Annotated in this window: 7 protein-coding genes; 3 read left to right on the plus strand and 4 right to left on the minus strand. The window is 56.3% G+C overall.

What is annotated here, in order from left to right; translation table 11 throughout:
• Nucleotides 1-167: 167 nt before the first annotated feature.
• Nucleotides 168-1,292 (plus strand): ISAs1 family transposase, encoded by a 1,125-nt coding sequence (locus QMK33_RS23015; RefSeq protein WP_283566976.1) that lies wholly within the window; start codon nt 168-170, stop codon nt 1,290-1,292.
• 141 nt (nt 1,293-1,433) lie between these two features.
• Here QMK33_RS23015 and QMK33_RS23020 read toward each other — a convergent pair whose 3' ends face one another.
• The 4 genes from QMK33_RS23020 to QMK33_RS23035 all read right to left on the minus strand — a co-directional run bounded on the left by QMK33_RS23020 (nt 1,434) and on the right by QMK33_RS23035 (nt 5,432).
• Complete coding sequence (locus QMK33_RS23020; protein WP_283566977.1) at nt 1,434-1,904, minus strand: hypothetical protein; 471 nt, start codon at nt 1,902-1,904, stop codon at nt 1,434-1,436.
• 279 nt (nt 1,905-2,183) lie between these two features.
• On the minus strand, nt 2,184-3,401 hold the full coding sequence (locus QMK33_RS23025) for a replication initiation protein (RefSeq protein WP_283566978.1): 1,218 nt from the start codon (nt 3,399-3,401) through the stop codon (nt 2,184-2,186).
• Between the two features lie 785 nt (nt 3,402-4,186).
• Nucleotides 4,187-4,444: an Ntn hydrolase family protein gene (locus tag QMK33_RS23030; RefSeq protein WP_283566979.1), complete on the minus strand. Its 258-nt coding sequence runs from the start codon at nt 4,442-4,444 to the stop codon at nt 4,187-4,189.
• A gap of 154 nt (nt 4,445-4,598) precedes the next feature.
• Nucleotides 4,599-5,432 carry a ParA family protein gene (locus tag QMK33_RS23035; RefSeq protein WP_283566980.1) on the minus strand — a complete coding sequence of 278 codons (834 nt, stop codon included), beginning with the start codon at nt 5,430-5,432 and terminating at the stop codon, nt 4,599-4,601.
• 567 nt (nt 5,433-5,999) lie between these two features.
• Here QMK33_RS23035 and QMK33_RS23040 point away from each other — a divergent pair.
• Nucleotides 6,000-6,503 carry a helix-turn-helix domain-containing protein gene (locus QMK33_RS23040; RefSeq protein WP_283566981.1) on the plus strand — a complete coding sequence of 168 codons (504 nt, stop codon included), beginning with the start codon at nt 6,000-6,002 and terminating at the stop codon, nt 6,501-6,503.
• On the plus strand, nt 6,418-6,907 hold a 490-nt coding region (locus tag QMK33_RS23045), incomplete at its 3' end, for a transposase family protein (protein WP_283566982.1). The genes QMK33_RS23040 and QMK33_RS23045, both read left to right, overlap by 86 nt.

The raw sequence follows: 6,907 nt of genomic DNA on the forward strand, positions 1-6,907 counted from the left end.
AACCCCATTTGACGCAAGTCAGATGGGGTTTTTGGCATTTTAGGCTAACACCCATTAAAAAGAGCAACCAATTGGCTAGATGCTAGTTAGCTCATAGATGGTTATTCACTAAATCCTAATCTGTTACAGGGCAAAAGCACCAAAAGGTAAGTTAGCGACCTTTGGGGATGGAAGAAGAAGTAGCGGATTTCTTTTGGCAGGTAACGGACTACCGGGTGGAGGGGCGGTGCCTACACGAGCTAAGTGATATTATTTGGCTGGTGCTGTGCGGCTTACTGGCTGATTGCGAAGATTTTGAGCAGATTTATGACTACGCCTGCGATAAGCAGGCCGTGCTCGCTCAGTTTCTGAGCTTGCCTGCTGGCATTCCCTCGCCCTACACCTTGCAGCGCGTGTTCAGCCGTCTCAATCCGGTTGAACTCGAAGCCAGCCTCACTCACTGGGGGCAGGACATTATGCGGGTCCTGGCGGGTCAACAACTGGCCATCGATGGCAAGCAGGTGCGCGGCACCTGCCTGCCCGGCCAACGCCAGGCCAGCGTGCAGCTGGTCAGCGTCTGGGCGACCGAACAGCGCCTGTGCCTGGCCCAGACCCAAGTGGCCAGCAAAGCCAACGAACTCGTGGCCATCCCCCAAGTGCTCGACCTGGTGGAGGTAGCCGGCAGTGTGGTGAGCATCGATGCCATCGGCTGCCAGCGCGCCATTGCCACGACGCTGGTCGAGCGCCGGGCTGATTATGTGCTGGCCCTCAAGCAGAACCAGCGGACCCTCTTCGAGCAGGTGCAGGCCCACCTGGCCCCGCTGCTGCGGCAGGAGCCGGCCTTTGTGAGCCGCGAAAAAGACCACGGCCGCGGCGAGGAACGCCGGGTATGGGTGAGCCGGAACCTGAATCTGGTGGAGGAAGCTGCCGAGTGGGCGGGCCTGGCGGCGGTGGTCTGCGTGCAGACCCGGCGCTGGCAACAGGGGCGGGAGCAGCACAGTACGCGCTACTACCTGAGCTCGCTGGCGCAAGCGAGTGCGGGCGAGTTGGCGGGCTATGTGCGCGGGCACTGGGGCATCGAAAACGACCTGCACTGGCACCTGGATGTCACCTTTGCCGAGGATGCCTGCCGGGTGCGCCAGGGCCACGCCCCGCGCAACCTCTCTACTCTGCGCAAGCTCGCACTCACCCTCTTACGACGTGAGCCAACGAAGATGAGTCTGCCACGCAAACGCAAGAAAGCAGCTCGCGATGATGACTACCTCCGACAACTACTCCGCCAGCTAGCTCCACAGCCCCCAGACGCTAACTAACCGTTTGGTGCTTTTGCCCTGCTCTTTCGAGTGGCTTGTTTAAGAAATGTGACAAGCTGTTGCGCCGCTCAGCTTACGTGCTCACTAAGCCTTTCTAGCCTCCATCCATTGAAGCAAGGCTTCTTGCCTAAGCCGGTCGAGCTAGTGGTGCTGCTTGCGCTTGGTACTCGATAAGACGATGACCCCACTGGCTGCCCGGGAGCCATAGATAGCCGCGGCGCTTGCCTGCCGCAGCACCGTCACCTGCTGAATGGGCCGGCGGCGCACCACGTGTTGGAACTGGCGAATGGTAGGCGCATCGTGGTTGTAGAATGTTTGTCCGTCGACCACATAGACTAAGGGAAAACCGGTAGGCTTGCCGGAGGGTGTGGCGGCGGGGAGAGTAGCCGCCGAGATACCCATCCGGCAGGCCGTCATCTGATAGGGGGCCAGCAACGTATCGCGCCAGGCGCGGTGCTGCACGGCCGCCACTTGTTGGGCCAGCGAGAGCTGCTGCACGCTATCGAACCACACCACGTTTCCGGCGACAATCGGCACAGGACAGGTTTGGGCCTGCGCGGGCAGGTTGCTCAGAAGCCCGTAGGCGAGGAGAGGGAACAAAGAGGAACGCATAGCCAATAGATGCGCGAGGGGAGCTTTTTGCATACGGTCGAATCGGCCGAAGAGCTAATACTGTCCGGTAACGTACGTTATGCTAAACACTACCCCCTAACTAGCTGTGTTCTAGGTAGTTTATAATGGCATAAAGGTTGGAAAACTTACGCTGGATACTATTTTATACTGCGTTAACGTGCCAAAAGCAGCAGGCTAAAACGCAATTTTTATACTAAGCAAACACTATTTTAAAAGCAATTTTTCACTCACACATTCTCCATTTTACAGCACCTTACGCTACGTAGTAAGCCCTTGAGTCAGGACTGCGATTTCGGCCTCAATGGTGGCAGTACGCGACGCTTTTTCTTGCTCGGAAAACAAGTTAGTCGGTGCCTCTTCCTGCACAAACTTCAGGCGCTCCTGCGCATCCCGAAGCTGCGCATGTGAAGTGGCTGCCGCCGCCCGCGAACCAGCACTTTTAGGTAAGACACTAGGCGCAGACCCCAGCACTTGGTATACAGGGAGCACGGCTTTAAGCTGGCTGAGCGTATAGGCCGGAAGCGACTTAATCGGCTTGCGGCTAGCCAGGGCAAGGCGCACGTCGTGCAGCACTTTGGTAACGGCTTGGTAAGCAGTCAAGTCTTTGACGTTCTGCAACACTTCACGTGCCTGGTATTCCTTGAGCTCAAAGTCAAGCCGCAGGCGGTCATACAGCGCCGGCAGTTCCCGGTAGGTCGCCTCCAGCATGCGGCGAAACTCCTCAATCTCCGTCAGGGTCAACACCTTCTTGGCTTTTACCACTGGCAGTAGCGGCTCCTGAGTACTAGTCATTTTAAATACTAACGCCTCTACCCGCCGGCCGCGCCGCTGCAGGGTCACGACCACCTCCCAGCCGATAGCCCGGAACTCCTCAATCGCGGGCTTGAGCACGTATCGGTTAAAATCGGTCCAGTCGGTGTATTGCTCCGAGTTTTCACCAAACAGCCACTCCCGTAGCGTGTCAAACTGCAGCGGTTCCTCCCAGGTCTGGTTATGGTAACTGCGCATAATCCAGAACAGCCGCTGGCTATGCGCATTCTTGAGCGTAAGCAGTGACTCCAACTCCACGGTCGTGAACTTTCCGGTCAAATCCAGCAGGTGCTCCTTTAACCGGGGGTTAAATTCCCCTGTTATCAGGTTAGTGCCCTCATCAAGGCTTAGGATGTTGAACAGAGAAATCGCGTCGCGGCGCTTCTTGCCATTTTTGAGCGACGTATTGATAATGGGCTGGGTCAGACGCGTCTGAGCCGCAGCTAGTTCCGTGTACTGCTTACCCCCCGTGTTACCGCCCCGCGTGATGTCGTTGAAGTGAATGCGAAACGACAGCGTATCCTGCTTCTGATGCAGGCAGCCTAGAGCTAGGGCAAAAATACGAGCTTCTACATTGTTGAGCGCCAGGGGCGAGCGCACAAAGGTGTTGCTCAAAAAGGCAACCTCGTGGAGCTTGGTTTGCAGTCCGTTTAGGGGTCCGTTCATAGGGTAAACCGGAAGATTGGCCGTTGATGCCGGAAAAGGTACGCATATCTTCCGGTTTGAACGGCCGATTTTCCGGTTTGAACGGCCGATTTTCCGGTTCGCAACGGCCGATTTTCCGGTTTGAACGGCCGATTTTCCGGTTCACAGCGGCCGATTTTCCGGTTCAATCTTCACAAAAATCTAATAGCCAATGCGTTATGAGCCCCTAAAGAATAAAGAGTATTTAAAGAAGCTTTAAAAAATTTCAAAACAAGGCGAATCGAATTTTTTTTCTTTTTTTAAAAGGCTTCTAGAAGGCCATCCGCAGACAAGCGGTCCGGACGGCGCAGAAAAAAGCTGCGCAAGGTGGCCAATTCATGTATGTACATAGATTTGCCCTGCTTGTCTTCTTTTTCGCAGCCATTCCACCGCCGATACCTTCTCGCTCCCCAAGTCATCTTTACTCCTGTGAGGGCCGGGCTCCCCATGCTACTACCTCCCCTACCACACTGTGGCTAGCGGCCAAGCACCTCCCCAGCCGGCCGTGCAAAGCGGGATACACCCGTTCGTCCCCACCCCTCCCCAAGTAATTACGCCAAAACCGGCCCAACAGGCCCCTATCAGCAACCAAACGGTCCACAACCAACACCCTTACCCCAGCGCACGGCAGGCGAAGCGATAGGGTGGCGCTGGGCCCATGCCAGCGGCGCGCTACCCAGCCAAGTGAGCAGATGGGCATAACCAGGCAGCCGGCGTAATTTCTCCCCACGGCAACCCAGCCTCTCCCCTACTCTAGCCCAGCTGGGCTACTTGGTGCGGCGTTTCTGACGGCGACTGAGTTCGGCTTGTTCCTTGGCCGCCAAAATGGCTTCCTGTTCTGGGGGCAGCGGCTCGTGCGTTTGGGCTTTATCCTGCAGGTAGGCCACCAGCGCGCGTTCCAGCACCTCCTGCAGCGGTAGCCGGGCCATGTACGCATACGTAAACCACTCGCGGAACACGGCGGGCGGCAGGTTATTGGTGAAGGGGATACGCAGCGGCTTTTCCTCCACGCTTATCTCTTCCATACGTATGGTACTTATGATACTGTCAGTACGTATAGTACTGGCAGAAGCATCCCGCAGCGCAGGTTGCGGGGGAGCCTGCAACCGCGCTACGGAGGGGTGCAGAATATCGTCGTGGCTGGCCGCAGGCGAAGCCAGCCGCACTGGGGGCATTTTCTTAGGTGGCATCGGATAAGTGGAGGCGGGTGAGAAATTCGTCCGTAAGCGCTCGGTAGTCACTGGCCCCGTTGGAGTTGGGCGCCCAGTCGTAGATAGCCTGCTGGCCCGCCTGCGATTCGTCCAGCGCTACGTTTTCCCGGATAGTCTGCTGCATCACCAACTTGCCGAGCACTAGGTCAGCTTCGAGCGCGCGGGCGTATTGGTGGTGCAGTGCCTTGCGGTACGTACGGGCATACTTCGTAAAAAAGATACCCCCGATGCACAGGTTCGGGTTGAAGTTGCGGCGGATGACTCCGACCATCTCCACTACTTTGGTCAACCCCTCGCTATTAAAGAAATTGGGCTGCAACGGGATAAACACTGCCTCACTGGCCACCATTGCCGACACAGCCAGCGTGCCCAGGTAAGGCGAGGTATCGATGAGTACAAAATCAAGCTGTGCGGGCAAGGCCGGCAGCCCGGCGGCGTGGGCCTGGCCACCAGCCAGCGCGGCAGCGAGGTCTTGGAGGACATTGCGAAAAAACCACCCGTAATCCATTTCCTGTCCCAGCAGCTTTTCCTGCCTCGTAAGGTCTTCGCCCGCCGTAATGCAGTACAGATTGGGCGCGGCGGTATTGAGCTGCGAGCGCAAGCCACCCCCAGTGTCCAGGGCGGCCGCCAGCGACCCCGGCACGGCCGGCAGCTCCGCAATGGTGGAGCTTGCGTTGCCCTGGGGGTCGGCATCTATCAGCAAGGTCTGGTAGCCAAGCTGTGCCAGCCGATGGGCAATGGCCAGAGCAGAGGTGGTCTTGCCCACGCCGCCCTTGCGGTTGGCAAACGTGATGATGTGCATAGAATATTGAGAATACTGTTGTGGAAACAAATGTAAAGTATACGTACCATATTTTCAATCCTTATCAAGCTTATGAAAAATATCATACGTATCAAACTTATAGTAAGTTTGATACTGATAGCGTACTTAGTACGTAGCGGTTGCAAGTGCTGCCTGACAGCATATTTTGTAAAAATACAATGAACTTTATTTATACAACATTCTGACAGTTTGCATAATAGTATTTGGTAAGCACGTAAGTGCCATGCCTACGATATAGATGACTTATTCAGATTCCATTTCTGTATGTACCGTACGTATAGTACGCTTCGCAAGTGATAAGGAACCTCTTATACTTGTGAAACATATTGTACGTATCATAAGTATGGTACTTACGGCGCGTCGTTATTTGCGTAATTCAAAGGGTACTGACCGGCTTATCAAGAGTTGAAAAACGGCGTAAGTACAACAGGGCATTCAAGACGGAGGTCCTAAGCATCCGGCTGAAGTGTGCCGAGCAGTAGCACTATTTAGGGATGAACGGGCTATGGCACACACTAGACTTGTTCCCAAATAGTATTTTTGGGAATGCTAGATGTTGATACGATAACCGATGACCGGCAAATGCGGGCCTTAACGGGGCTAGACCTGGCCGCATTTTGTGACCTGGCCGAGCCCTTCGCGCAGGGGTGCCAAGAAGAAGCCGAGGCCCGTTTCACCGACCAGCGCCCGCGTAAACGCAAGGCCGGCGGGGGACGTAAAGGCGTGCTGGTCAGTCCACAGCAAAAGTTATTATTCATCCTCTACTACCTCAAAACGTATCCCACCTTTGATGTGCTCGCCGCCACGTTCGGCCTGTCCCGTTCTAAGGCGTGTGAGCGCGTCCATCAACTGGCCAAGGCCTTGGAGCGTACCCTGCGCATCCAGGGCGTACTGCCCGCCCGCGCCATCGCCTCGCTGGCTCAGATGCAACAGGTGTTTGCCGACGTGCCCGTGCTCTTGCTTGATGCCACCGAGCGCCCCCAGCACCGGCCGCAGGCGGTGCTGGACCGAGCGGCCGACTACTCAGGTAAAAAAAAGGCTGACGCGTAAAAACACGCTCATCGCCGACCCCAGTCGCTACATTCACTACCTGGGACCCACGAGCTGCGGGTCCACCCACGACTATCAACTGCTTAAAAACGAATTTAATACCAACCTGGGCCTGCTTGACCTGTTCGACTTGCTGGCCGATTTGGGCTACCTGGGCCTAGTCACCGACTACGACCTGCCGCCCCAAAGTCTGCCCCACCGCAGGCCACGCCGCAGCAAAAAGCGCCCCGACGCGGCCCTGAACAACGTGCAACGAGCCGAAAATGCGGCCCACGCCCGTCGCCGCGTCAAGGTCGAACACGCCATCAGTGGGGCCAAACGCTTGGGCTGCGTGGCCCAGACCTGCCGCAACAAGTCCAATAGCTTCAATGACCGGCTCTTAGCCGTCGCATGCGGTATCTGGA

It is taken from the genome of Hymenobacter sp. H14-R3 (genome assembly GCF_030063445.1).
In the GTDB taxonomy this organism is placed as follows: domain Bacteria; phylum Bacteroidota; class Bacteroidia; order Cytophagales; family Hymenobacteraceae; genus Hymenobacter.

Coding starts and splice junctions, on each gene's coding strand:
- QMK33_RS23015 (WP_283566976.1), top strand. CDS start 168: ATGGAAGAAGAAGTAGCGGATTTCTTTTGGCAGGTAACGGACTACCGG.
- QMK33_RS23020 (WP_283566977.1), bottom strand. CDS start 1,904: ATGCGTTCCTCTTTGTTCCCTCTCCTCGCCTACGGGCTTCTGAGCAAC.
- QMK33_RS23025 (WP_283566978.1), bottom strand. CDS start 3,401: ATGAACGGACCCCTAAACGGACTGCAAACCAAGCTCCACGAGGTTGCC.
- QMK33_RS23030 (WP_283566979.1), bottom strand. CDS start 4,444: ATGGAAGAGATAAGCGTGGAGGAAAAGCCGCTGCGTATCCCCTTCACC.
- QMK33_RS23035 (WP_283566980.1), bottom strand. CDS start 5,432: ATGCACATCATCACGTTTGCCAACCGCAAGGGCGGCGTGGGCAAGACC.
- QMK33_RS23040 (WP_283566981.1), top strand. CDS start 6,000: ATGCTAGATGTTGATACGATAACCGATGACCGGCAAATGCGGGCCTTA.